Source organism: Lamprobacter sp. (assembly GCF_034860625.1).
In the GTDB taxonomy this organism is placed as follows: Bacteria; Pseudomonadota; Gammaproteobacteria; order Chromatiales; family Chromatiaceae; genus Lamprobacter.
In genome coordinates this window covers 1-1066 of the sequence record NZ_JAYESN010000592.1, presented here as the reverse complement: position 1 = coordinate 1066, position 1066 = coordinate 1, and the positions used below count along the sequence as shown (strand labels likewise).

The window sequence follows — 1066 nt, the reverse complement described above, 5'->3', positions numbered from 1 at the left end:
AAGCTGTTCATTGACTACTGCGGTCCCACCATGGCGGTCATCGACGCCAGCAGCGGCGAGCAGCGCTCGGCGCAGCTCTTCGTCGCCGTGCTCGGGGCCTCCAGCTACACCTACGCCGAGGCGACTTGGAGTCAATCCCTGCCGGACTGGATCGGCTCACATCAGCGCGCCTTCGCCTTCTTTGGCGGCGTGCCCGAGCTGCTGGTCCCGGACAACCTGCGCGCGGCGGTGCGTACACCCGACCGTTACGACCCCGAGCCCAACGCCACCTACCTGGATCTGGCCCGTCATTACGGCACGGCGATCCTGCCGGCACGGCCCTACAAACCCAAAGACAAGGCCAAAGCCGAAGTCGCGGTCCAGGTGGTCGAACGCTGGGTCCTAGCACGGCTGCGCCACCAGCGCTTTTTCTCCCTGAGCGAACTCAACGGCGCCATCGCTGAGTTGCTCACGGACCTCAACGCGCGCCCGTTCCAGAAGCTGCCTGGCTCGCGGCGGGAGCTGTTCGAGCAGTTGGATCGCCCGGCCCTCAAGGCGCTGCCGGCGCAGCCGTTCGAGTATGCCGAGTGGCGCCATGCCAAGGTTGGGATCGATTATCACATCAGCATTGAGGGGCGCTTCTATAGCGTCCCGCACCGTCTCGTCGGCGAGCGCGTGGAGGTGCGTCTCAGCGCCGAGAGCGTGGAGGTCATGCACCGTGGCCAACGCGTGACGGTGCATCCACGTCGAGGCGCTCAGCGCTTCTCCACCCTGGAGGAGCACATGCCCAAGGCCCATCAAGCCCATCGCCAATGGTCCCCAGGGCGGTTTATGAACTGGGCGCAGACGATCGGCCCGGCAACGCTGGCGGTGGTCAAGCATCAGCTCACCGATCGCCCGCATCCGGAGCATGGCTACCGGGCCTGCCTGGGGCTGCTGAAACAGGCGCGCAGCTATGGCCCACAACGCCTCGAGGCGGCCTGTGCACGGGCGCTGGCGATCGGTGCTCCGCAGTCTCGCAGTGTGAGTTCCATCCTCCAGCAGGGGCTCGATCAGCAACCGCTTGAGGCCGAGGCCGATGGGCAAT

At 66.2% G+C, this 1066-nt stretch carries 1 protein-coding gene; it reads left to right on the top strand.

What is annotated here, in order from left to right:
- The coding region (gene istA, locus VBE63_RS30075; RefSeq protein WP_323686631.1) for an IS21 family transposase at positions 1–1066 on the top strand (1066 nt) is incomplete at both ends.